The organism is Streptomyces sp. Q6 (assembly GCF_036967205.1).
Lineage (GTDB): Bacteria > Actinomycetota > Actinomycetes > Streptomycetales > Streptomycetaceae > Streptomyces > Streptomyces citrinus.
Map to the genome: position 1 here is coordinate 3,209,846 of NZ_CP146022.1, position 23,990 is coordinate 3,233,835.

22 protein-coding genes are annotated in these 23,990 nt (G+C 72.3%); 14 read left to right on the plus strand and 8 right to left on the minus strand.

The window, feature by feature from the left end; all coding sequences use genetic code 11:
* Positions 1–68: 68 nt before the first annotated feature.
* A complete protein-coding gene (locus V2W30_RS14875; protein WP_338696852.1) occupies positions 69–515 on the minus strand; it encodes an SRPBCC domain-containing protein in 447 nt (148 codons plus the stop codon).
* A 198-nt stretch (positions 516–713) separates the two neighbouring features.
* Here V2W30_RS14875 and V2W30_RS14880 point away from each other — a divergent pair, with 198 nt between their 5' ends.
* The 13 genes from V2W30_RS14880 (at position 714) to V2W30_RS14940 (ending at position 15,293) form a co-directional block, all read left to right on the plus strand.
* On the plus strand, positions 714–2,504 hold the full coding sequence (locus V2W30_RS14880) for a fatty acyl-AMP ligase (RefSeq protein WP_338696854.1): 1,791 nt from the start codon (positions 714–716) through the stop codon (positions 2,502–2,504).
* A gap of 1 nt (position 2,505) precedes the next feature.
* Complete coding sequence (locus tag V2W30_RS14885) at positions 2,506–4,314, plus strand: acyl-CoA dehydrogenase (RefSeq protein ID WP_338696856.1); 1,809 nt, start codon at positions 2,506–2,508, stop codon at positions 4,312–4,314.
* Positions 4,308–6,071, plus strand: coding sequence for an acyl-CoA dehydrogenase family protein (locus V2W30_RS14890; RefSeq protein WP_338696858.1), 1,764 nt, complete (start codon positions 4,308–4,310; stop codon positions 6,069–6,071). The genes V2W30_RS14885 and V2W30_RS14890 overlap by 7 nt, the downstream gene beginning before the upstream one ends.
* Positions 6,072–6,140: 69 nt before the next feature.
* On the plus strand, positions 6,141–6,443 hold the full coding sequence (locus tag V2W30_RS14895) for an acyl carrier protein (RefSeq protein ID WP_338696860.1): 303 nt from the start codon (positions 6,141–6,143) through the stop codon (positions 6,441–6,443).
* The gene (locus V2W30_RS14900) at positions 6,443–9,442 is read left to right on the plus strand and encodes a type I polyketide synthase (RefSeq protein WP_338696862.1); all 3,000 of its coding nucleotides are present in this window, start codon (positions 6,443–6,445) and stop codon (positions 9,440–9,442) included. The genes V2W30_RS14895 and V2W30_RS14900 overlap by 1 nt, the downstream gene beginning before the upstream one ends.
* Entirely contained in the window at positions 9,439–10,482 is a 1,044-nt protein-coding gene (locus tag V2W30_RS14905) for a 3-oxoacyl-ACP synthase III family protein (protein WP_338696864.1), read from the plus strand. Before V2W30_RS14900 ends, V2W30_RS14905 begins: the two co-directional genes overlap by 4 nt.
* Entirely contained in the window at positions 10,479–10,724 is a 246-nt protein-coding gene (locus tag V2W30_RS14910) for an acyl carrier protein (RefSeq protein WP_338696866.1), read from the plus strand. The genes V2W30_RS14905 and V2W30_RS14910 overlap by 4 nt, the downstream gene beginning before the upstream one ends.
* Entirely contained in the window at positions 10,721–11,602 is an 882-nt protein-coding gene (locus tag V2W30_RS14915) for a 2-oxo acid dehydrogenase subunit E2 (RefSeq protein WP_338696868.1), read from the plus strand. The genes V2W30_RS14910 and V2W30_RS14915 overlap by 4 nt, the downstream gene beginning before the upstream one ends.
* The gene (locus V2W30_RS14920) at positions 11,508–12,386 is read left to right on the plus strand and encodes a 4'-phosphopantetheinyl transferase family protein (RefSeq protein WP_425244542.1); all 879 of its coding nucleotides are present in this window, start codon (positions 11,508–11,510) and stop codon (positions 12,384–12,386) included. Before V2W30_RS14915 ends, V2W30_RS14920 begins: the two co-directional genes overlap by 95 nt.
* 175 nt (positions 12,387–12,561) lie before the next feature.
* Positions 12,562–13,023 carry a DUF4260 family protein gene (locus tag V2W30_RS14925; RefSeq protein WP_338696871.1) on the plus strand — a complete coding sequence of 154 codons (462 nt, stop codon included), beginning with the start codon at positions 12,562–12,564 and terminating at the stop codon, positions 13,021–13,023.
* A 17-nt stretch (positions 13,024–13,040) separates the two neighbouring features.
* Positions 13,041–14,147 (plus strand): alpha/beta fold hydrolase, encoded by a 1,107-nt coding sequence (locus tag V2W30_RS14930; RefSeq protein ID WP_338696872.1) that lies wholly within the window; start codon positions 13,041–13,043, stop codon positions 14,145–14,147.
* Positions 14,140–14,319 (plus strand): hypothetical protein, encoded by a 180-nt coding sequence (locus tag V2W30_RS14935; protein ID WP_338696874.1) that lies wholly within the window; start codon positions 14,140–14,142, stop codon positions 14,317–14,319. Before V2W30_RS14930 ends, V2W30_RS14935 begins: the two co-directional genes overlap by 8 nt.
* A 5-nt stretch (positions 14,320–14,324) precedes the next feature.
* Entirely contained in the window at positions 14,325–15,293 is a 969-nt protein-coding gene (locus V2W30_RS14940) for an alpha/beta hydrolase (RefSeq protein WP_338696876.1), read from the plus strand.
* 92 nt (positions 15,294–15,385) lie between these two features.
* Here the strand turns inward: V2W30_RS14940 and fdxA are convergent, their stop codons facing one another.
* Genes fdxA through V2W30_RS14955 form a run of 3 tightly spaced genes read right to left on the minus strand, consistent with a single transcriptional unit; the run spans position 15,386 to position 18,739 of the window.
* Entirely contained in the window at positions 15,386–15,709 is a 324-nt protein-coding gene (gene fdxA / locus V2W30_RS14945) for a ferredoxin (RefSeq protein WP_338696878.1), read from the minus strand.
* The gene (locus tag V2W30_RS14950) at positions 15,706–16,737 is read right to left on the minus strand and encodes a 2-oxoacid:ferredoxin oxidoreductase subunit beta (protein WP_338696880.1); all 1,032 of its coding nucleotides are present in this window, start codon (positions 16,735–16,737) and stop codon (positions 15,706–15,708) included. The genes fdxA and V2W30_RS14950 overlap by 4 nt, the downstream gene beginning before the upstream one ends.
* Entirely contained in the window at positions 16,727–18,739 is a 2,013-nt protein-coding gene (locus V2W30_RS14955; RefSeq protein ID WP_425244682.1) for a 2-oxoacid:acceptor oxidoreductase subunit alpha, read from the minus strand. The genes V2W30_RS14950 and V2W30_RS14955 overlap by 11 nt, the downstream gene beginning before the upstream one ends.
* A gap of 90 nt (positions 18,740–18,829) precedes the next feature.
* Here V2W30_RS14955 and V2W30_RS14960 point away from each other — a divergent pair, with 90 nt between their 5' ends.
* Positions 18,830–19,465, plus strand: coding sequence for an NADH oxidase (locus V2W30_RS14960; RefSeq protein ID WP_338696882.1), 636 nt, complete (start codon positions 18,830–18,832; stop codon positions 19,463–19,465).
* Positions 19,466–19,496: 31 nt separating this feature from the next.
* Here the strand turns inward: V2W30_RS14960 and V2W30_RS14965 are convergent, their stop codons facing one another.
* The 4 genes from V2W30_RS14965 to V2W30_RS14980 form a co-directional block, all read right to left on the minus strand.
* Complete coding sequence (locus V2W30_RS14965; protein ID WP_338696884.1) at positions 19,497–20,105, minus strand: response regulator transcription factor; 609 nt, start codon at positions 20,103–20,105, stop codon at positions 19,497–19,499.
* A 69-nt stretch (positions 20,106–20,174) separates the two neighbouring features.
* Positions 20,175–21,377: a sensor histidine kinase gene (locus V2W30_RS14970; protein WP_338696885.1), complete on the minus strand. Its 1,203-nt coding sequence runs from the start codon at positions 21,375–21,377 to the stop codon at positions 20,175–20,177.
* 124 nt (positions 21,378–21,501) lie between these two features.
* A complete protein-coding gene (locus V2W30_RS14975) occupies positions 21,502–23,820 on the minus strand; it encodes a TOMM precursor leader peptide-binding protein (RefSeq protein WP_338696886.1) in 2,319 nt (772 codons plus the stop codon).
* Positions 23,817–23,990 (minus strand): hypothetical protein, encoded by a 174-nt coding sequence (locus V2W30_RS14980; protein WP_338696888.1) that lies wholly within the window; start codon positions 23,988–23,990, stop codon positions 23,817–23,819. The genes V2W30_RS14975 and V2W30_RS14980 overlap by 4 nt, the downstream gene beginning before the upstream one ends.

Sequence of the window (23,990 nt, forward strand, 5' to 3'; positions counted from 1 at the left end):
TGCCGTACGCAGACACCTGGCGTCCGCCCGTCCCCCGGGGCGGGCGCCAGGTCTGTCTGTGAGGGGCGCTAGGCGGTCTTCCAGGCGCCCGATTCCACGCGGGTGCGCAGCGCCTCGTTCAGGTCGGTGAAGCGGCCGACGGTCTCCTTGATGATCTTCTGCGTGAACGGCACGAGCACGCCCGCGAACGTCTCGGCCTGCACGAGCAGCGTGCCGCCGTCGGGGCGCGGCTTCAGCTCGAAGAGGTGCTCGCCGTCGAAGATGCCGGGCAGCCACAGCCGGCCGCGCCAGCGCAGTTCGCGCCCCGGCTCCGCGGCCACCACGGTCGGCTTTATCACCATGTGCCGCCCGCTGGCCTGCCGGAACGTGAGGTCGAGCTGTTCCCCGGGCACGGTCTCGCCCTTCGCCTCGACGATGAACGGGTTCCACTCGGGGAAGCGGCCGAAGTCGGTGAGGACCGCCCAGACGTCCTCGGGCGACCCGTCGATCACCACTTCGGTAGAGATACGGCGCACCAGCTGATCTCCTTCCGCGGCCCCGGAAACGGGCCGCCGCAGACACGAACTCCCTCACGCTATCCGCTGATCGGGCCTCACCCCAGGACGCCTCGTTATCGCACAAGCGTCGCCTTAGGGCCGCGTCGGAGCATCTGCGGTGTCCAAGCAGCCTCGCCGGCGCCACGCCAGCGGATCCTGAGAGGTCAGGGAACGACGTTGACAGCCTTCCCCACATTCACGGAACTGGTACTGGCGCGGACCGACGCGCTGGGCTCCAAGGACGCCTTCATCTTCCTGCCGGACGACGCCAAGGGCTCGTCCCCGCAGCACCTCACGTACAGCCAGCTCGACGCGGACGCCCGCCGGATCGGCTCCTGGCTCCAGGAGCACGGGGCGAGCGGCCGCCAGGTGCTGCTCCTCTACCCGTCGGGCCTGGAGTTCATCAAGGCGTTCGTCGGCTGCCTGTACGCGGGCGCCGTCGCGGTGCCCGCGCCGCTCCCCACCGAGCAGGGCAACCACTTCACACGCGTCTCCGGCATCCTGCGCGACGCGCAGGCCCGCGCCGTGCTCACCGACTCGACCAACGCCCCCGAGATATCGGAGTGGCTGCGCACCGAGCAGATGCACGACGTGCTGTGCCTGGCGACCGACTCCGAGGGCTACGGTGACGCGTCCGCGTGGCGCGAGCCGCAGCTGACCGGCGAGAACCTGGCGTTCCTCCAGTACACCTCGGGCTCCACCAGCGACCCCAAGGGCGTCATGGTCAGCCACGCCAACCTGCTCGCCAACGAGCAGGCCATCAAGAACTCGGTGGGCTCCAACTCCGATACCCGCTACGGCGGTTGGCTGCCGTTCTACCACGACATGGGCCTGATCGGGCACATCCTCCAGCCGCTGTTCCTGGGCGGCAGCGCGGCCCTGATGTCCCCGGTGTCGTTCCTCAAGCGGCCGCACCGCTGGCTCCAGATGATCGGCGACTACAAGGTCACCATCGGCGGCGGCCCCAACTTCGCCTACGACCTGTGCCTGCGCCGCGTCACCGACGAGCACCTCGCGACGCTGGACCTGTCGAGCTGGCAGGCCGCCTGCAACGGCGCCGAGCCGATCCGCGTCGAGACGATCCGCGCCTTCACCGAGCGCTTCGAGCCGGCCGGCTTCAAGCCCGAGACGTTCTTCCCCTGCTACGGCATGGCCGAGACGACCCTGCTGGTCTCCGGCACCCCGAGCAACACCCGCCCGGTCGTCCTCTCCGTCGACTCCGAGGCGCTGGAGGCGGGCCGGCTCGCCGACCCGCGCGACGACGCCCCGCACCGCACGCTCGTCAGCAGCGGCGTGGTGCACGCCGAGGACTTCGACGTCCGCATCGTGGACCCGGAGTCGTTCCTGGAGCAGCCCGAGGGCTCGGTCGGCGAGATCTGGGCCAAGGGGCCCTCGGTGGCCTCGGGTTACTGGCAGCGGCCGCTGACCAACAAGGAGATCTTCGACGCGGCCATCGCCGACGGCAAGGGCGGCCAGGACGGCGGCGGCTGGCTGCGCACCGGCGACCTCGGCGTGTGGGAGGACGGCCAGCTCTACGTCACCGGACGCCTCAAGGAGCTCGTCATCTTCGCGGGTCGCAACCTGTACCCGCAGGACATCGAGCGGGCGGTGCAGGGCACCGACAAGGCGCTGGGCATCGGCGCCGGTTCGGTGTTCGCCGTGGAGACGGACCGCGAGCACCTGGTCGTCGTCCAGGAGGTGCGCACCAGCTCGGTCACCACCGATCTGCGCACCCTCGCCACCGCCGTGCAGGCCTTCGTCGGGCGGGAGTTCAACATCCCGGCCGGCAACGTGCTCCTGGTGCGCCCCGGCACGATCCGCAAGACCACCAGCGGCAAGATCCAGCGCACGCTCATGAAGCAGCTCTTCCTCAAGGGGCAGATCACCCCGCTGTACGAGGTCCTGGAGCCGGCCGTGCGCGAGCTGGTCGCCGACGCCATCGAGCGCCCGCTGAACACGGTGGCCTGACATGGACCATCCGCCGTACCGACTGGCCGAGGACCTCGACCGCTTCCTCGGCGACCCCGACGATCCGCGGACCACGTTCTCGTACGAGCGGACGATCGCGCTCGACGACGCGGAGGCGTTCCCCGCGGACATCTGCCGCAGCCTTCAGGAGTGGGGGCTGAGCGACTACTACGTGCCGGTCAGGCACGGCGGACGGCTCGCCGACTACGAGCAGCTGCTCCAGCTCATCAGGGCCGTGGCCCGGCGCGATCTGACGACCGCGATCGGGCACGGCAAGACGTACCTGGGCGGTGTCTGCGTGTGGGTGGCGGGCGACGACGCGCAGGCCGAGCGGCTCGGCGCGGACGTCCGCGCCGGGGTGCCGGTCTCGCTCGGCCTGACCGAGCGGGCGCACGGCAGCGATCTGCTCGCCGGGCAGGTCGCCGGTGAGCCCGCGCCTCAACTGCCGGGCGGTGGCTGGCTGGTGAGCGGCGAGAAGTGGCTCATCAACAACGCCACCCGCGGCTCGCTGATCGCCCTGCTCACCCGCACCGACCCGGCGGGCGGCCCGCGCGGCTTCAGCGTGCTGCTCGTCGACAAGCGGGAGCTGGACGAGGGCGCCTACCGGCATCTGCCCAAGGTGCACACGCACGGCATCCGCGGCGCCGACATCTCCGGTGTCGCCTTCGACGGCGCGAAGGTGCCGGCGAGCGCGCTGGTCGGCACCGAGGGCGGCGGCGTCGAGACCGTCATCAAGGCGTTGCAGCTGACCCGCACCATGTGCGCGGCGCTGTCGCTGGGCGCCGCCGACCACGGGCTGCGCATCGCCCTGGACTTCGCCGAGCAGCGCGAGCTGTACGGGCGCCGCCTGATCGACCTGCCCAAGGCACGGCGCGCCCTGGGCGAGGCCTCGGCCGACGTGCTGCTGCACGAGGCGGTGGCCCTGTACGCGTCGCGGGCCGTGCACACGCAGACCGCCGAGATGTCGCTGACGTCGGCGGTCACCAAGTACCTGCTGCCCACCGGCACCGAGGAGGTGCTCGCCGAGCTGACCCGGCTGCTCGGCGCCCGCGCCTTCCTCAAGGACGTGCACGCGCACGGCCGGTTCCAGAAGCTCGAACGGGACCACCGGATCGTGGGCCTGTTCGACGGCAACACGCTGGTGAACCTCAACTCCCTGGTGAACCAGTTCCGTTCGCTGCTGCGCGGCCACCGGCGCGCGAGCGGCGACGTGGCCGGCGCGGCCGCCGCCTTCGACCTGGGGCGGCCGCTGCCGCCGCTCGACCCGACGGCGCTGTCGGTCGTCGCGCGGCGCGGCAGCGGTGTCGTCGCCACGCTGCCGGACCGGGTCGCGGACCTGGAACGGCGCGCGGCCGAGCGGCCCGAGCTGGTCCCCGTACGGGACGCGGCGCGTCGGCTGCTCGCGACGAGCGAGGCGGTGCACGAGGAGATGGCGGCGCACCAGGACGTGCTGACGGATCTGCCGCCGGCGGCGTTCGAGACGGCCCGCCGGTACGCGCTGTGCTACGCGGGCGCCGCCTGTGTGGGCCTGTGGACGGCGAACGCGGACGCGCTCGCCGCCGACGACGGGGCCGGCGCGCTGTGGCGGGACGGTCTGTGGCTGCGCGGCGCGCTGCTGCGGATCCTGGCACGCCTCGACCCGGCGACCCCGGACGGCGAGGCGCACCACACGTACGAAGCGCTGCTCGCCCAGGTGCGGGCGGCGCGGACGGAGGGCCGGCTGTTCGCGCTGTTCGACCAGCGCGCACCGGCCGCCGCCCCCGAGAAGGCCGCCGCGGCGGCCGGTGAGAACGAGAGGACGTCATGCTGACCGGTTCCCCGCCCCAGGGGGCGCACCCCGCGCCCGCCCTCGACCAGGAGGCCGACGTCGCCGCGCGGGTGGCCGAGTTGGAGACCCGCCTGGGCGATCCGACCGACCCGTCCAACGAAGTGTCGTACGCCCGGCTGCTCGCGGCGGACGAGGCCGGCGAGATGTCCGAGGCCGGTGAGCGGATCCTCGACGAGGCCGTACTGAACGCCGAGTTCGTGCCGCGCGAGCACGGCGGCCGCCTGGACCGCATCGACTCGCTGGTGCGGGTCATGCGGCAGGTGTTCCGCCGGGACGTGGCGCTCGGCCTCGGCTACGGCGTCACGTCGTTCATGGCGGGCGTCAACGTGTGGACGGCCGGCTCCGCCGAGCAGCGCGAGCGGCTCGCCCGGATCCTCCTCGACGGCGGCAAGGTGTCCGTCGCGTACCACGAGCTGGCGCACGGCAACGACTTCGTGCGCAACGAGTTCGAGGCGCGGCCCGCGCCGGACGGCGGGTTCCGGCTGGCCGGCGAGAAGCAGGTCATCAACAACGCCGACCGGGCCGCCGCCTGGGTCCTGTTCAGCCGCACCAGCCCGGCGCCGGGCAGCCGCAGCCACTCGGTGCTGCTCGGCGAGCGCGCCGAGCTCGACGCGGACACCTACAAGGTGCTGCCGCGCTACGGCGCGACCGGGGTGCGCGGCTGCCACCTGTCGGGGCTGCACTTCGAGGACACCCCGGTCGGCGACGCCGCGCTCGTCGGCGAGGTCGGGCAGGGCGTCGAACTCGCCCTGCGCGCCTTCCAGATCACCCGTGCCGCGGTGCCCGGCATGGCGCTCGGCGCGGCGGACACGGCGCTGCGCACGGTGGTGTCGTTCGCGCGTGGCCGGGAGCTGTACCGCAAGTCCGTGATGGACATCCCGCACGCCAGGGCGACCCTGTCCGGGGCCTTCCTCGACCTGCTGATCTGCGACAGCCTCTCGCTGACCGCGACCCGCGCGGTGCATCTGCTGCCCGAGGAGACGAGCGTCTACGCGGCGGCCACCAAGTACCTGGTGCCGAAGATGCTCACGGAGACGATGCACGATCTGTCGATCGTGCTCGGCGCCCGCTTCTACGTCCGCGAGGGCGAGTTCGGCATCTTCCAGAAGCACATCAGGGACCTGCCGGTGCTCAGCCTCGGGCACGCGGGCTCGGCGGCCTGCCAGGCCACGATCATCCCGCAGCTCGCCCGGCTGGCCCGCCGGTCGTGGTTCTCCGGGGAGGCGGCGCCCGGCGCGCTGTTCCGGCCGCGCGAGGACCTGCCCGGCATCCCCTTCGAGCGCCTCACGCTGGCCAGCGGCCGCGACAGCCTGTCGGCGTCGCTGGTCGCCTCGGTCGACGAGCTGCCGTCGGGCTCCCCCGTGGAGCGGGCGGTGCACAGCGTGGCGCTGAAGATGATGGACGAGCTGCGCCAGCTCCAGGAGTCCTCGCTCGCGCTGGCCCCGCAGGACCGCACGGCGCTCGCCTCGCCCGGCACGTTCGCCCTCGCCGACCGGTACGCGGTGCTGCTCGCCGCCGCCTCGGTGATCGGGGTGTGGCAGCAGGCGCAGGGCGGCGACGACGCGTTCCTCGCCGATCCGGCCTGGCTCGCCGCGGTGCTGCACCGGCTCGCGGTGCGGCTCGGGCAGCACCCCGCGGACCTGCCGGACGGCGTCGACGCCCGCATCCACGAGGAGGTGCTGCGCCGCTTCGAGCAGCGCCGCAGCTTCGACCTGTACGACACCCCGCTGGCCGGCTGACCGAGACGGCTTCCCCTGACGACCGTGAACCAACAGCCCGAACCGCCCGACTCGCCTCAGGAGTACACCGTGTCCGCTACCTCTCCCTCCGCTCCCGACTCGCTGGCCGGCCACACCCGTGACTCGCTGATCACGTGGCTGTCCGACCGCATCGCCCTCTACCTGAAGCGGCAGCCCGCCGAGATCGACCCGAGCGTGCCGCTGGCCGAGTACGGGCTCGACTCGGTCGCCGCGTTCAGCCTGTGCGGCGACATCGAGGAGGACTTCGACTTCGTCCTCGAACCGACGGCGGCCTGGGACTACCCGACCGTGCAGGCGCTCGCCGACCACCTGCTCTCGCAGTTCGCGGCCGCGGAAGGCGGCGGCCGCTGATGGAACCCATCGCCATCGTCGGCATCGACTGCCGGTTCCCGGGGGCGTCGGACACGCGCGCCTACTGGGAACTGCTGATGCGCTCCGGAGACGGAGTCGGCGAGGTGCCCCGGCTGCGCTGGAACGCCGAGGACTTCCACTCGGCGGCCGGCGCCCCGGGGCGTACCAACACCACCAAGGGCGGCTTCGTCAGCGACCCCGACGCGTTCGACAACGAGTTCTTCACCATCTCGCCGCGCGAGGCGGGCGCCATGGACCCGCAGCAGCGGCTCCTGTTGCAGAGCGCCTGGCGGGCCGTCGAGGACGCGGGGGTGGCCCCGCAGACCCTGGCGGGCTCCCCCACCGGGGTGTTCGTCGGCATCATGGGCAACGAGTGGGCGCAGCTGCATCTGACCGACTACGACCATGTCACCGCGCAGATCGGCTCCGGCAACGGCTACTGCATGACGGCCAACCGGATCTCGTACCACCTCGATCTCAAGGGCCCGTCCCTGGCCGTCGACACGGCCTGCTCGTCGTCGCTGGTCGCCGTGCACCTGGCGGCGAACGCCCTGCTGTCCGAGGAGTGCGACATCGCGCTCGCGGGGGGCGTGAACGTCGCACTCACCCCGGCCCTGTCGATCTTCTACACGCAGGCGGGGCTCTCCGCGCCGGACGGCCGCTGCAAGCCGTTCAGCGCGCAGGCCGACGGCATCGGCCGCGGCGAGGGCGTCGGCGTCGTGGTGCTGCGCCGCCTCAAGGACGCGCTGGCCGACGGCCAGCGGGTGTACGCGGTGCTGCGCGGCACCGCGGTCAACCAGGACGGGCGCAGCAACGGCCTGACGGCGCCGAACCGTTGGGCGCAGCAGGACGTGCTGGCCGCCGCCTATCGCAGGGCCGGGGTCGAGCCGTCCGACGTCACGTTCGTCGAGGGCCACGGCACCGGCACCGCGCTCGGCGACATGATGGAGGTCAAGGCGCTCGGCCACCATCACGCGTCGCGCACGGGCAAGCCGCTCGCACTCGGCTCGGTCAAGGGCAACCTCGGGCACACCGAGGGCGCGGCGGGCATCGCGGGTCTCATCAAGGTGGCGCTCTCGCTGCACCACAGGACGGTGCCCGCGAGCCGGTTCGCCGCCAAGGAGAACCCGGGTCTGAAACTGCGCGAGCACGGCATACGCCTCCTGAAGGCGCCGCTGCGGCTGCCCGCGCACGGCGTCGTCGCGGGCCTGAGCAGCTTCGGCATGGGCGGCACCAACGCGCACGCCGTCCTGGAGAGCGCGCCGCCCGCCGCCGAGCGTCCCGCGGACGAGCCCGGCGGCATCGGCACCCCGGTGTTCACGCTGACCGCGCCGAACGCGCCCGCGCTGCGCCGCAACCTGCTCGCGCAGGCCGACACCGTGGAGCGGGGCAGGCAGCCCGTGGGGGCGCTCGCCTGGACCAGCAACCGGGTCAAGTCCGGGCACCGCTACCGGTTCGCGACGGGCGCCGCGGACACCGCCGAACTGGCGGACCTGCTGCGCCGGGCCGCCGCCGACGACACGGTGCTCGCCCGGCTCGCCGCGCAGCCGGCGTCCCGGCCCGAGCCCGCGTTCCTGTACACGGGCCAGGGTTCGCAGTACCCGCGGATGACGGCGGGCCTGTACCGGGACTCGGCGCTGTACCGCGGCTACCTCGACGAGGCGGACGCGGCGCTGACCCCGCACACCGGCCGTTCGGTGCGCGACCTGATCCTCGAGGGCGACGCCGACGTCCACCTGACCCGGTGGACGCAGCCCGCCCTGTTCGCCGTGGGGTACGCGCTCGGCCGCACCTTCGAGGCGCTCGGCGTGCGGCCCACGGCGCTGCTCGGACACAGCGTCGGCGAGTACGCGGCGGCGGTCCTCGCCGGGGCGCTGCCGCTGGACGGCGCGGCCCGGCTGATCGCGGCCCGGGGCGCCCTGATGCAGCAACTGCCGGAAGGCGGCGGCATGCTGGCGGTGCGCGCGCCGCACGAGGAGCTGGCCGCGCGGGTCGCCGACGAGCCGCTGGTCGGTGTCGCCGCGGTCAACGGCCCGCAGGCCACGGTTTTGTCCGGCGATCTCGGCGTGCTGGAGCGCATCGACGCCGAGCTGACCGCCGAGGGGGTGCGCACCCGCGCGCTCCAGGTCTCGCACGCCTTCCACTCGCCGCTGATGGAGCCGATGCTGGCCGAGTTCGCGGCGCTGGCCGACGAGATCGGCGGCGACCGGCCGCGGATCCCGGTGTACTCGACGGTGCGCGGCCGGCTCCTGGAGGACGAGCCGATGGACGGCGCGTACTGGCTGGAGCACATCAGCGCGCCGGTCCTCTTCGCCGACGCCACCCGCGCCCTGCTCGACGACGGCGCCACGCACACCGTGGAGATCGGGCCGCGCCCGGTCCTCCTCGGCATGGCCCGCACCCTGGGCGGCGCGCCCGCGCAGGTCGTGCCGGTGCCCGACGAGCACGCGGACGGACGTCAACTCGCCGACGCGGTCGCCGAGTTGTACCGGGGCGGCGTCGATCCCGACTGGGACGCGGTGTACGCGCCGCGCGACAAGGCGGCCCAGCCGCTCGCCCCGTACGTCTTCGACGACCGGCACCGCTACTGGGCGGCGCACACGCCGTCCCGCGGTGCGGCGCCCGCGCCGGTCGAGGCCGTCGCGGAGCCGGCTCCGGCCGTCACCGACGACGAGCCGGTGCACCCCGCGGTCGCCGTGCTCGGGGTGAGCCGCGGCAGGGCCGAGGGCCCGGTCGCGCGCGCCGCGCTGGAGGCCGTCGGACAGGTCGGCGGCTACCCGCCCGAGGAACTCACCCCCGATCTGCGGCTCTACGAAGATCTCGGCTTCGACTCCGTGATGGTCATGGAGCTGAAGTCCCGCCTTGAGGAACGGCTCACCGGACTCGGCTCGCTGACCGTCCAGGACCTGCTGCCCCGGCTCTCCACCATCGGAGACCTCGTCGGCTTCCTCCACGAGCTCGACGCCGCCGCCCCCGAACCGGAAGAGAGGACGGCATGACCCAGGAAGCAGCGGCACCGGCCGCACCCGTCGCCCACATCGCCTCCATCGGCACGGCCCTGCCGGGCGACCCGGTGGACAACGCGACGCTGGCCAAGGTGCTCGGCGTCAACGAGGAGTGGATCGAGGTCTTCATCGGTACGAAGACCCGGCACTTCGCCCGGGACCTGGCCACCGGCGAGGTCCGCTGGTCCCTCGCGGACCTGTGCGCGAGCGCGGCCCGCAAGGCCCTGGACGCGGACGGGGTGGACGCCGCCGACATCGACTTCATCCTGCTCGGCACCGCGACCCCGGACACCCTGATGCCGGCGACCGTCAACAACGTCGCCGACCAGCTGGGCCTCGACCAGGTACCCACGTTCCAGCTCCAGTCGGGCTGCGCGGGCGCCGTGCAGGCGCTCAGCGTCGCCCAGACGATGATCGCCTCCGGGCAGTACCGGACCGGTCTCGTCATCGGCGGCGACGTGTGCAGCAAGCACCTCGACGTGCAGCGCGACCTGTCCGGCGCCGCCCCCAGCGACCTGGTGAACTTCGTGCTCTTCGGGGACGGCGCGGGCGCGGCCGTGCTCACCGCCGAGCCGGTCGGCCAGCGGGTCGCGGTGCGCCATGTCCTCAACCGGTTCACGGGTCTCGGCCGCAAGGCGGGCCAGGTCATCGAGTGGTTCGGCCTCGCCGACCGCTACGACGACCGGCAGGCGCTGACCGAGGACTACAAGGCCATCGAGGAGGGCGTGCCGGTGATGGCCGTGGAGATCCTCTGGGAGCTCCTCGGCGAACTCGACTGGGACGCCGACGACCTGGACTACCTGCTGCCGCCGCAGCTGTCCGGCCGGATGACCCGCAAGATCACCGAGGAGCTCGGGGTGCCGACGGCCCGCGAGATCTCCTGTGTCGCCGACACCGGCAACAACGGCAACGCGCTGCCCTTCCTGCAGATCGCCGGACTCCTCGAAGAGATGAAGGCCGGCGAGAAGGCCCTCGCCGTCGCCGTCGAGTCCAGCAAGTGGATCAAGGCCGGTTTCGCCCTGGAGAAGATATGAGCCAGCCCACCAGCACCTTCACCCTCGACGACTTCACGGCCCTGGTCCGCGACGAGATCGGCATGCCGCTCGAAGCGGAGCAGGTGCACGCCGACTTCGACGAACTGCCCGACTGGGACTCCCTCTACCTGCTCAAGCTGGTCACCGCCCTGGAGCTGGCCACCGGCCGTCCGGTGCCGGTCGGCAAGGTCCTGGAGGAGCGCTCCCTGAAGGGCATCTACGACCTGGCGGTGGGCGGGTGAGCGGGGCCACGGCGCACGGCTCGCACACGGTCATCGAGCGGCGCCGCCGGCACACCCTGTTCTTCCTGGAGTGGGCGAACGGGCAGCGTCCCGTGCACCTGGACACCGACATCGACATGACGCGGATCCTGGAGCACCGGGAGGCGGCCCGCGCCGACGGGCTGCGCTACTCGTACGTGACGTATCTGCTGCACGCGGCGGGCCGCGCCCTGGCCCGCCACCCGGAGGCCAACGCGGTGATGGCGCCGGGCTGGCCGAGCGCGTGGCGCGCGCCGCGTATCGTCCGGTTCCGCTCGGTGACCGCGAAGCTGGCCCTGGACCGGCCGGTCGACGGTCAGCGGGTGGTCCTCTCGGCACTGGTGCCGCGCCTGGAGCGGGCCTCGCTGCGCGAGATCCAGGAGCAGGTCGACCGCTACCGGGGCCAGGAGGCCGCGGATCTGCCGGAGTTCAAGGGCGTACGCATGCTGGGGCGGCTGCCGCTGCCCCTCGGCCGGGCGGCGTTCGGTGCCGCCCTGCGCGACGCCCGTAAGCGGCCCGGTGTCTTCGGCACCGTGTCGGTCAGTTCGCTGGGGCAGGGCGCCGTCGACGGGTTCCACTCGGCGGGCGGCACCGCCGTCACGCTGTGCGCGGGCCGGATCGCGCAGCGGCCCGTGGTCCGCGCGGACGGCACGATCGAGGCAGCGCCCGTCATGCGGCTCGGCCTCACCTTCGATCACCGGGTCGTCGACGGGGCGGCCGCGGCCGCACTCCTCACCGATCTCCACGACACCATGGAGGCCTTTGATGACGGCTCCGGGGGGCACGTCCCCGCCGCGCACACTCGGGGAGCCGATCGTGATCACGGGGCCGGGAGGGGACTGGCGGGCAGTCCGCGATGACCTCGACCGGCACAACGCCGCGGTCCTCTACGCCCGCCTGGACGACTGGCGTCCGGAGCGGGCGGGCGGGCCGCGCCTGCGGGCGCTGCTCGGGCGGGACTGGGCGCGCTTCCTGGAGCTGACGCACCCGGACGTGCGCACCCGGTTCGCGTCGTCTCGGGTGCTGCTCAAGTTCGCGGCGGCGGCGGCGCTCCATGTGCCGCCGCAGTCCGTGGAGTTGGGCTACACGCACACCGGGCGGCCGTTCCTGCGCGGCTACGACGGCGTGCACATCAGCCTCAGCCACACCGACGAGCTGCTCCTGGTGGGCCTCGCCACCGGCGGGGTCATCGGTGTGGACGCCGAGCGCGCGGACCGCAAGCTGTACGGTCCCGGGCTCGGCCGGCACCTGTGCACCCCGCACGAGGTGCGGTCCATCGAGGCGATGCCGGAGCAGGAGCGCAACCCGGCTCTGGTGCGCCTGTGGACCCTCAAGGAGGCGTACAGCAAGGCGATCGGCCTGGGCATGCAGTTCCGTTTCACCGACTTCGGGTTCCGCCCGGACGGCACGGCGACGGAGGTGCTCCAGCCGGACGGCGAGCCGGGTTCGGACGGCGAGTGGACGTTCGGCACGTACACGCTCGACGACACGTACGTGGTGAGCGTCGCGGTCGGCGACGCCGGGTTCGGCTCCGCCGCGGACACGGCGGCCGGCACGGCGCTCGACGCGGGCATCGTCGACGCGCTCGCCGAGGTCCTGGGCGACGACGACCACGGAGGGCCGGAGCCGGACGACTGGTGGTGATCCCCTCCCGAGGGACGCGAGAGAGGGGTGCGTGAGCGAAGCGGCCGGGCGACTGCCCGGCCTTTTCGCTGTGCCGGGCCGCCACGGGGCCCCCGACCTCGTACAAGCGGGCCACAAGCCCCCGCGAGAAGACTGAGCGGCATCAGCGCGGCTCGCTCGCGAGAGGAGACACCGTATGAAAGCCGACCTCAGGGTCGCCCCCGCACCTCCCCGCACCACCGCACCCGGCGGCTCGCCGGCCCGCCTCCCCGGCTCGGACGTCCCGGCCGACGGGTGGACCTGGCGCAGCCCCGGCGGAAAGCTCCTCAGCGCCGCCGTGGGCGCCGCCGCGTTCGGTACGGGCGTCGCGCTCGGCGGCGTCGTCAGCTGGCCGTTCTGGGCCGCGCTCGTCGCCCCCGACCTGGCGTTCCTGCACAAGGGCGCGACGCCGCCTGCGGGTCCCGGGCACGTCTCGCCGGAGACCGTCCGCGTCTACAACACGCTGCACGACCCGCGGCTCGCCGTGGGCCTCGTCGCCGCGGGCGCGCTGACCGCCTCGCGGCCGCTGCTGCTCGCGGGGCTCGGCTGGACCACGCACATCGCCGTGGACCGGGCGTTCGGATTCGGCACCCGGCGCCCCGACGGCGCCATCCACTGACCCACGGACGGGAAGCCATGGACCACCTCGAAGAGCTGACGGAATTCGCCCGGCTGCACGCGCGCGGCCAGGGCATGAAGCCCGCCCACGCCGACTCCGTGCTGGCCGGGATCGACAACGACACGGTCGGCGACCCCGCCTCGTGGGCCGCGGTGTGGACCGGCGCGGGCAAGGTCGCCGAGGCCCGCGGCGACCTCCTGGACGCCTGCCGGCACTACGCCCTGGCCCGCTTCCCGTACCACGCCGACGACGACCGGGTGCTCGCGCAGTCCCTGTGCGTGGACACCTTCGACCGCTGGCGCCAGGCCCAGCAGGGCATCCAGCGCCTGGAGTTCAGCACGCTGGAGGGTTCGTTCGCCGCGTGGGCGTCGGGCCTGGACGCGCGGCGCCCGAAGCCGCTGGTGATCGTGATGGGCGGCATCGTCAGCGTCAAGGAGCAGTGGGCGCCGCTGCTGCCGCTGCTGCGCAAGCTGGGCTTCGCCGCGGTGGTGACCGAGCTGCCGGGCGTCGGCGAGAACACCCTGCGCTACGCCCCTGACTCCTGGCGGATGCTCACGTCGCTGCTCGACCGCCTGGAGGGGCGGGCCCGCGTCGCGGACACGTCGATGCTCGCCCTCAGCTTCAGCGGCCATCTGGCGCTGCGCGCCGCCGCCCAGGACCGCAGGATCAGCCGCATCCTCACGGTGGGCGCCCCGGTCACCGACTTCTTCACCGACGAGGAGTGGTGGCCGCGCGTCCCCGGTATCACCGTCGACACGCTGCGCCGTCTCACCCGCACCGACTCCGAGACCGAACTGCGTTCGGTGCTGGCCGAGTTGGCGCTGACCCCGCAGGAGCTGCGGCGGGTCAGGATCCCCGTGCGGTACGTGGCCTCCAGCCGGGACGAGATCATCCCGGCCCGCGACCAGGCGCTGCTGCGCCGCGATGTGGAGGACGTCCGCTTCAAGGTCTTCGACGACGTCCACGGCTCCCCCGCCCACCTGGGCGCGATGCGCCGCTGGCTGTTCTCCTCGCTGCTGCGCCTGCGCCTGCGGGGCGCCCCCGCGCAGGAGCTGACGGTGCCGGCCGCGCCCACCCCGCTCGACGCCCCCGCACCCCTGGACGAGAGGCCACGCCATGACTGATTCCGCACCGTCCGCGCGTCACCGCACGGTCCGGCCCTGGCAGTCCCTGGCCTCGCTCGGGGTGACCGAGAGCGATCTGACCACCGTCCATCACCGGCCCGTGGTGCCGCCCCGTCTGCCCGGTGACCGGCCGGGCGAGCGGCACCACCGCCGCGGCCCCGAGGGAGCCTGACGACCATGACCCCGCCGAGCACCGGCTCCGCGATCCGGATGCGCTTCCGTACCGTGCACGGCTATCGACGGGCCTTCCGGATGGCCGGCAAGGGCCGGGCGATCCTGCTGATCCACGGCATCGGCGACTCCTCCGACACCTGGCGCGACATCATGCCGGGTCTGGCCCGCAACTACCGGGTCATCGCCCCGGACCTGCTGGGCCACGGAGCCTCCGACAAGCCGCGCGCCGACTACTCGCTGGCCGCGTACGCCAACGGCATGCGGGACCTGCTCGGCGTCATCGGCGTCGAGCGGGTCACGCTGGTGGGCCACTCGCTGGGCGGTGCCGTCGCCATGCAGTTCGCCTACCAGTTCCCCGAGCGCTGCGACCGGCTCGTGCTGGTCGGTTCGGGCGGCATCGGCCGCGAGGTGACCCCGCTGCTGCGGGCCGCGTCGCTGCCGGGCGCGGAGCTGCTCCTGATGGCGCTGCGGCTGCCGACGATGCGCACCCAGGTGGGCCTGGCCGTGAAGGCGTTGCAGTTCCTCGACACCGGCCTCGGGGTGGACGCGCCCGATCTGCTGCGGGTGGTGGACGCCCTGCCGGACGGCACCTCGCGCAGCGCCTTCATCCGCACGCTGCGGGCCGTGGTGGACGGCCGCGGCCAGGTCGGCACGATGCTGGACCGCTGTTATCTGGCCCAGGGCATGCCGACGATGCTGGTGTGGGGCGGCCGCGACCAGGTGGTGCCGGCGACGCACGCGGGACTCGGCCACGTGGCGATGCCGGGCAGCCGCCTGGAGATCTTCGAGGACGCGGGCCACTTCCCGTTCCGCACCGATCCGCAGCGCTTCGAGACGGTGCTGCGGGACTTCATCGCGACCACCGAGCCCGCCCAGTACAGCGCGGAGCAGTGGCGCCGCATGCTCCGTACCCGCAAGGCCACGGTCCGCACGACGACGTCCCGTACGGAACAGCTCCCGCGCACCGCCTGAGAGTTGACGCCCTTCGAGCGACCCGGCGCCGACGCCCACACACCGAGGCCCCTCCCGGAAGTCCGGGAGGGCCTCGGGCGTGCGGCGGGCGCTCAGCCGGCGGCCTTGACCGCCTCGGCCGCCACCACGGGGTGGTCGGCGGCCATCACGCCGGCCGCCGACGCGCCGCCCGACACGTCGGCGAGGGCGAAGACCTCCTGGTCGGCGGTGGCGTAGCCGGCCCACTCGTCCGGTACCGCGTCCTCGTAGAAGATGGCCTCGACGGGGCAGACCGGCTCGCAGGCGCCGCAGTCCACGCATTCGTCGGGGTTGATGTACATCTTGCGCGGTCCCTCGTAGATGCAGTCGACGGGGCACTCGTCGATGCAGGCCTTGTCCTTGAGGTCCACGCAGGGCTGGGCGATGACGTAGGTCATGAGGAACGCTCCACGGTCCAGGTGTCGGTGCCGGTCAGCAGGGAAGCCAGGTCGCCCTTCCCGAACCGCTCGACGGCGAGGTCGAGCTGGTCGGTCATCTGGTCGTCGTAGACGGCCCGTTCGACGTCGCGGAAGACGCCGATGGGCGTGTGGTGCAGGGTGTCGGGGTCGGCGAGGCGGGAGAGGGCGAAGGCCGTCGTCGGCGACGGGGTGTGGGCGTCGTGGACGAGGATGTCGGCCCGGTTCGCGTCCGTGACGGCGACGACCTTCAGGTCACCGGTCGCGGGATCGCGGACGACGCCCTTCGAGGCCTGCGCGCCGAACGTGATCGGCTGCCCGTGCTCCAGCCGGATCACGGTCTCCTGGGCGCGCTGCTTGTCCTTGAGCGCGTCGAAGGCGCCGTCGTTGAAGATGTTGCAGTTCTGGTAGATCTCGACGAGCGCCGTGCCCGGGTGCGCGGCGGCCGCCCGCAGCACGGACGTGAGGTGCTTGCGGTCGGAGTCGACGGACCGCGCGACGAACGAGGCGCCCGCCCCGACCGCGAGCGAGATCGGGTTGAAGGGCGCGTCGAGCGAGCCCATCGGGGTCGACTTGGTGATCTTCCCGACCTCGGAGGTGGGGCTGTACTGCCCCTTGGTGAGGCCGTAGATCTGGTTGTTGAAGAGGAGGATCTTCAGGTTCACATTGCGGCGCAGCGCGTGGATCAGGTGGTTGCCGCCGATGGACAGCGAATCGCCGTCACCCGTCACGACCCAGACGCTCAGGTCGCGTCGCGAGGAGGCGAGGCCGGTGGCGATGGCGGGGGCGCGGCCGTGGATGGAGTGCATCCCGTATGTGTTCATGTAGTACGGGAAGCGCGAGGAACAGCCGATGCCGGAGACGAAGACGATGTTCTCCTTCGCCAGGCCGAGTTCGGGCATGAAGCCCTGCACGGCGGCGAGGATCGCGTAGTCACCGCAGCCGGGGCACCAGCGCACCTCCTGATCGGACTTGAAGTCCTTTGCCAGGAGCGGGAGTTCAGTCGGCATGAAGCACTTCCTCGAGTACGGCGGCGAGTTGCTCGGCCTTGAAGGGCATTCCGTTGACCTGGTTGTAGCTGTGGGCGTCCACCAGGTACTTGGCCCGCAGGAGCTTGGAGAGCTGGCCGAGGTTCATCTCGGGGACGACGACACGGTCGTAGCGGGCGAGGACGTCCCCGAGGTTCTTCGGGAACGGGTTGAGGTGGCGCAGATGGGCCTGCGCGATCGACTCACCCGCGGCCCGCAGCCGGCGGACGGCCGCGGTGATCGGCCCGTACGTCGAACCCCAGCCCAGGACCAGGGTGTGGGCCAGACCGTCCGGGTCGTCGACGGCGAGGTCCGGGACCTCGATCCCGTCGATCTTGGCCTGCCGGGTACGGACCATGAAGTCGTGGTTGGCCGGATCGTACGAGATGTTGCCCGTACCGTCCTGCTTCTCGATCCCGCCGATCCGGTGCTCAAGCCCCGGCGTGCCCGGGATCGCCCACGGCCGGGCGAGGGTCTGCGGGTCGCGCTTGTACGGCCAGAACACCTCGGTGCCGTCGGCCAGGGTGTGGTTGGGTCCGGTCGCGAACTCCACGCGCAGGTCGGGGAGTTCGTCGACCTGGGGTATGCGCCAGGGCTCGCTGCCGTTGGCGAGCGAGCCGTCCGAGAGCAGGAACACGGGAGTCCGGTACGTGATCGCGATACGGGCGGCCTCGATCGCCGCGTCGAAGCAGTCCGCCGGGGTGCACGGCGCGACGATCGGCACCGGCGCCTCGCCGTTGCGCCCGTACATCGCCTGCAACAGGTCCGCCTGTTCGGTCTTGGTCGGCAGGCCCGTCGAGGGCCCGCCGCGCTGGATGTCGACCACCAGCAGCGGCAGCTCCTGCGACACGGCCAGGCCGATCGTCTCCGACTTCAGCGCCACACCCGGCCCGGACGTCGTCGTCACGGCCAGGGCACCGCCGAAGGCCGCGCCGAGCGCCGCGCCGATCCCGGCGATCTCGTCCTCCGCCTGGAAGGTCCGGACACCGAAGTTCTTGTGCTTGCTCAGTTCGTGCAGGATGTCCGAGGCCGGGGTGATCGGGTACGAGCCCAGGTACAGCGGCAGCTCCGCCTGCTGAGAGGCCGCGATCAGGCCGTACGAGAGGGCCAGGTTCCCCGAGATGTTGCGGTACGTGCCCGTCGGGAAGGCCGTGGCCGCGGGCGCGACCTCGTAGGAGACGGCGAAGTCCTCGGTGGTCTCGCCGAAGTTCCAACCCGCTTGAAAGGCGGCCAGGTTGGCCTTCATGATCTCGGGCTTCTTCGCGAACTTGGCCTTCAGGAAGCGCTCGGTGCCCTCGGTCGGCCGGTGGTACATCCACGACAGCAGCCCGAGCGCGAACATGTTCTTGCTGCGCTCGGCCTCCTTGCGGGAGAGCGCGAACTCCTTCAGCGCCTCCACCGTCAACGTCGTCAGCGGGACCGGATGCAGGTGATAGGCGTCGAGCGAGCCGTCCTCCAACGGCGAGACGTCGTACCCCACCTTCTGCATGGCCCGCTTGGTGAACTCATCGGTGTTGACAATGACTTCGGCGCCGCGCGGCACGTCGCCGATGTTCGCCTTCAACGCCGCCGGGTTCATCGCCACCAGCACGTTCGGCGCGTCGCCCGGCGTGAGGATGTCATGGTCGGCGAAGTGGACCTGGAACGACGAGACCCCCGGCAGCGTGCCGGCAGGGGCGCGGATCTCCGCCGGGAAATTGGGCAGCGTGGACAGATCGTTGCCGAACGCCGCCGTCTCCGACGTGAACCGGTCACCCGTGAGCTGCATACCGTCACCGGAGTCACCCGCGAACCGGATGATCACCCGGTCCAGACGCCGCACGTCCTTGCGGGGGATCTCTTTGCTTTCCACTGACAGAACGGCCACCGGCCGCCCCCTTCCCGTAGCAGTAGCAGCTGAGTCGGCTGTCGGTGCACGGTAGGAAGTACGGCTTGTGACCGGCCAAAGCGGTGTCCGGCGTCCGCCCCGCGGACACCCATGAATTCTTCATGTGCCGCGCATGATTGTTTGTCTGTCGGGGCGCCCGGCACTGGCGAATACTCGGCCGTCCACACATAGCAAGGAGTGCCGGCCGTGTCGCAGCCCATGGGCAGGCAGCCGATCCATCTCTGGTCGCTCAGCGAGGACGTCGTGGTGCGTGCCACCGACGACGAGGTGACGCTGGCGGGGCGGTTCGGGACCGAGCGCATCGACGCGCCGGACCCGGTCGTCAGAGAAGTGCTGCGCCGCATGGAGCTCGGTCCCGTCCTGCCCGAGAACGTCGCGGGCGACTTCGCCGACGGCGAGGGCGGCGTGTGCCTGCTGCTCCTGCCGACGCTGAGCCGGCTCTCGCACATGACGGTACGCACCCTGTCCGTGGACGACCTCAAGGGCCCGCTGCTCTCCGTCTCCCCCGAGTCCCGTCAGGCCGACTTCTCGCCCGGCGAACTGTCCGGCGCGGACCCGCTGCGGCTGCCGCGCGACGTGCGCGTCACGCTGGAGGACGCGGGCATCTCCCTGGAGTCGGCGGCGTCCCTGCACCGGGTGGTGCTGCACCGGCCCGAGGCGGTGTGGGTGGTGGCGATGCTGGCGTGGCCGGTCACCCCCGGCGCCGCGTCCGAGGCGCTGCCGCTGCACCCCGACGTCACCGACGGCATCCTGCGCTATCTCGCGGCGGCGGGCATGGCCCAGCCGGTCGAGGACCGCAAGCCGGACCACCCCGCGCTCTGAGCGTCCGGCCGCGACCGGACGGGGCCCCGCCTCACACCATCCAGCCGGACTCCCGGGCGATACGGATCGCGTCGACCCGGTTGCGGGCGTTGAGCTTCGTGACGATCGCCGTCAGGTAGTTGCGCACGGTGCCGGCGGTCAGGTGCAGCCGCTTGGCGATCTCGGGGGCCTCGGTGCCCTGCGCGGCCAGCCTCAGCACCTCGTTCTCCCGGTCCGTGAGCGGGTTCTCGGCGCCGCCCCACGCGGCCAGCGCCAGTTGCGGGTCGATGGCACGGTGCCCGGCGGCGACCCGGCGGATGGACTCGGCGAGCTGCTTGGGCGGCGCGTCCTTGAGGAGATAGCCGTAGACCTGCGCGGCCAGCGCCCGCCGCAGTGTGCCGGGCCGGCCGAGGCTCGTGAGCATCAGCGTGCGGCACGCGGGCAGTTTCTCGTGCAGGCGCTCCGCGGCCGTCAGCCCGTCGAGACCCGGCAGGTCGATGTCGATGACCGCGACGTCCGGCTTGAGCGCGAGCGCGGTGGGAATGATCTCGTCACCGCGCTCGACCTCCCCGACGACTTCCAGATCGCTCTCCAGATTGAGCAGCGCGACGAGTGCGCCGCGGACCATGTGCATGTCCTCGGCTAGCAGAATTCGAATCACGGCCCCCCCGTAATCCCACATCCCCGATCGGAGATGGCCGAATACTAGCAACCGGAAGTCGCCATTCGGCTACGCGGCGGTTATCCGGGCACTCAACTTTCCGTCAAATATCTGCTGTTGGGGAACCTCGGTGTGGGCGGGCACCTCGGCCAGCAGTCGGAACGTGCGGCCGTCGGGGCAGCCGGCCTCCACGCGGCCGCCGACGCCGCGCACCCGGACCTTCAGGTTCGCCAGTCCGCTGCCGCTGTCCGGCGAGGGGTCGCGGTAGCCGGGCCGCACCCCGTCGTTGACCACCAACAGGCGCACCGTTTCTCCTCGTTGGCCCGCCTCGATGGTGCAGCGTCCGGCCTCGCTGTGCCGCAGCACATTGGTCACCGCCTCTCTGAGCACGGTGGCGAGAACCGAATTCGAGCGGGGGCCGAAAGGCTTCAGCGTGACGCGGACGTCCAACTCGATGTCGGCGGCGGCGAGGACGGAACGGGCCGAGCGGATCTCCTGCTCCAAGGACATGTCCTGAAAACCGCGGGCGACCCGTCGTACGTCGGCCAGCGCGTCCCGGGAGACGGCGAGGACGTCCTGGATCTCCTCGACGGCGCGTTCCGGATGGTTCTCGATCAGCCGGTGCACCAGCTCGCTCTTGAGCGTGATCGTGGAGAGCCCGAAGCCAAGGAGGTCGTGCAGGTCACGGGCGAAGCGCAGCCGCTCCTCGGTGACCGCCATGTGCGCCAACTCGCCGCGTGCGGCGTGCACTTCGGCGACGAGGTCGCTCAGTCGCGTGAGTCCGTACGTGACCAGGCCGGTCACCAGGGTGGACTGGCACAGGTAGACGGTGACCAGGACGGAGTACCCCTGGATCAGCGACGGCACCAGCAGGCTGAGGCCGACGCACCCGTACAGGATCCAGCCGATCCGCGGCGGCAGTATGAGCAGCAGGGAACCGGCGAGGAAGCCCGCCATGGCGCCCCATTCGGCGCGGAAGACGAGCAGCGGCAGGTAGGTGAGCACCGCCTGCGCGCCCAGGGAGGTCAGCCGCACCCGCGCGGAGCGCCGGTTGGCACCGGGCGCGGAGTGCCGTAATTGCAGGGCGAGGACGAGGACCAGCGCGGCGATCGCGATGATCACCTGGTGGGTCGGCATCGTCGTGTCGAGGATGTTGAGCGCGACGACGACGGCATAGCTCACCAGCACCACCACGAGGATGGTGCGGGCGACTCTGGGGGGTGGCAGGTCGCGGCTGCGCCTGCCACCGTCGAACCGGTCCTGACTCGTCATCGCCCGCGGCCTCTTCTCGCAGCTTCGTGCTCACCGTTGCGGATGATATGTGAAGGCCGTGACAACGAGTAGCGCCTTGAGTACCGCTCCAAGATCCTTGTCCGCGTGCCGAGTTGACCGCCACTCAGACGAAGAGCGGCACCGGATTCAGGGCTTCGTACGGGATGGGGGCACTTCGCCTGCCGAGTTGTACCGGTACGTGGAACAGTCGGCCGGGGGCGAACCGCGCCCAGAAGTGCCGCATTCCGGGCACCATAACCTTCACGACCGGAACATCCAGGTCCGGCCGCGTCTGGTCGAGGACGAGCAGCTCCATACCGCGCTCGCGCACCAGGTCCGTGATCGCCTCGACGTCGTCGCGCAGGTCGGCGCGGGGTACGTAGCCCCAGCTGTCCGGCGTACGGGCCGGCACGTCGGGGTCGGGCGTCAGGTACGGCTGCGCCGCGACCGTGGCCGTGGTCCACCAGCGCAGCGGCTCCGGATCGGTGATCGCGTAGCCGCCGCCGTCGGCCCGCGCCTCGCACACGGTCGGCAGCAGCTGGCCGAGTTCGCTGAGGGCCCGGCGCAGCGCCACCCCCGGATCGAAGTGGGCGCCGAAGCCGAAGATGATGTCCTCGGCCGGTTTGTCGGTGCGCCGGGACAGCGCCGCGAACACCGGGATGCCGAAGTCCGAGGTGAGGTCGAGCACCCACAGCTCGCGGTGGATGCCCGCGCACACGGCGCGGATCCGCTCGACGTAGGGCTCGTGGAACGCGTCGAGGTCGACGCCCGCCTGCCGGGTGCGGTTGTACCACCACAGGGCGACGGCGTCCCGCTCGACGACCTCCAGGAACCCCTGGACCAGGGCGTCCTCCCGGCTGCTGCCGGCCGCGTTGCCGTTCGAGTCGGCGTACAGGCCGTCCGCCGAGGCCTCGCCGCGGGTGAAGTAGAGCATGGAGGTGGGCAGCAGCCGGGTGGTCCGCCCGGTGAGCGACCACACGGGGGTCCACTCGGTGGGCCGCGTCTCGTCGAAGGGCACGGGCACGTACTGGAAGCTGGAGTGCCGCCCGTTCCATCCCTCGCGGTCGCGGAACTGGCGCGCGTCGTACAGCTGGCAGGCGTACGGGTGCAGGGCCTCGGCCCCCAGGGCCCGGTAGCTGTCGCGGACCACCGGCTCGTCGCCGTGCCGGGTGCCGCTGTACCGCTCGACCGCCTCGCACAGCGCGCTGACCCGCGCCTCCGTCTCGGTCAGGCCCTTGCCGCCGCTGAGCGCGCGCAGACCGGTGCGCAGACCGGCGAGGGTGTGCGCGCCCATGGCCAGATTGGGCCCGGAGACACAGGAGTGCAGACCGGCGGGGCTGTGCGGCGCGGTCCTGATCTCCTTGACGATGCCGGTGACCGGGTCGACGAGGTGGCCGTACCTGGCGAGCATCTGGTCCGGGGTGAGCGCCCGGTGGCCGCCGCCGCTGCCGGACGCCTTCGGCCGGGAGACCGGGACGAACGGGCGACGGACCTGCCGCGCCACGAGCCCCGGGTCGCCGCAGGTGCGGCACTGCGGCAGCCGGTCGACGCGGTGCGCGGTGGCCCGCATGCGCAGGGTGTCCCAGGTGTGCAGTTCGCCCTGGCTCGCGTCGCGGATGCCGGCCAGCCACTTGGCGGTCTCCAGCGCCGCGAGGTCGACGACGAGGGAGCGGCCCGCGGCGAGCGACGCGGCCGGCCGGGGCAGCGGCCCCTCGATGCCGAGGGCGCGGCGCAGCGGCCGTTCGGACTGCCGGTGCCCGGCGAGCCGGGCGCTCAGGCAGTGCCAGCAGGGCCCTTCGTCGGGCCGGAAGAACGGGCCGATCCAGGGCTGGGCGCCGCAGCCGCGCACCGGCAGCCAGGGCCGGCCCGCGGCCCGGTGCGCCCGGTCGATCTCGCCGAGGCGCGGCGCGAGGTAGTCGTCGCACAGGACGAGCGTGAGGTCGGCGGCGTCGGGGTCCGACGCGAGGCCGATCCCGTTGGCGGCGCAGGCGCGGCGGACCGCGTCGGCGTCGAGGCCGCCGGCCGATTCGACCCACAGGGCGCCGCCGGCCAGCCGGGCGGCGGTGGCCGCCCCGTCCAGACCCGCGAGGTCCCAGTAGGCCTCGGCGGTGCGGGTCGGGTCACCGGCGTCGACCGGTGACACGACCCGCGGGTGGAGGCGGAGCAGGCCGGCCGCCATCAGATCGTCGAGCGAGCTCATGACGGACGCGGAGTCGAGCGTGCGGCCTGCCTCGCGCAGGATGCCGGCCACGTCCCTCGTTCCGTCGAGCAGCGGTACCAGGGTCTCGGCGTGTCCACCGCGCAGTGCGGTCACGCCCTGCCGCGACACCAGGTACGCGGCCTCTCCCGGGACGACGAGCGGGTGCAGGTGGAGTTTGAACCCCACCGCCGCCCCTTCGGCATCGGCCGCGAACCCGGCCTGTTCCCCCCCGAAAACGGTCATGCCGTGAGCGCCCCGGCGGAAGCGGTGCGGCCGTCGGCCTCGGCGACGATGCAGATGGTGATCAGGGCGACGCCCTGCTCGCCGCCGTCCAGGTTCTCGATGACCATCCGCGACCGGGTGCCGGAGGTGTTTTCCACGGGCTCGAAACGGTGCTGCATGACAACGGCCAT